At 50.7% G+C, this 284-nt stretch carries 1 rRNA gene; it reads left to right on the forward strand.

Annotated features, from left to right (window positions below):
- Positions 1–284, forward strand: a 23S ribosomal RNA gene (locus lacNas_RS03820); the annotation flags it as partial.

Consider the following 284-nt stretch of genomic DNA (forward strand, 5'->3'; position numbering starts at 1 on the left):
GGCATCTGCAAAATCGTAAGATGAAGTATAGGTGCTGACACCTGCCCGGTGCTGGAAGGTTAAGAGGAGAGCTTAGCTGCAAAGCGAAGGTTTGAATTGAAGCCCCAGTAAACGGCGGCCGTAACTATAACGGTCCTAAGGTAGCGAAATTCCTTGTCGGGTAAGTTCCGACCTGCACGAAAGGTGTAATGATTTGGGCACTGTCTCAACGAGAGACTCGGTGAAATTATAATACCCGTGAAGATGCGGGTTACCCGCGACAGGACGGAAAGACCCCATGGAGC

The organism is Lactobacillus nasalidis (assembly GCF_016587775.1).
Taxonomy (GTDB): Bacteria; Bacillota; Bacilli; order Lactobacillales; family Lactobacillaceae; genus Lactobacillus; species Lactobacillus nasalidis.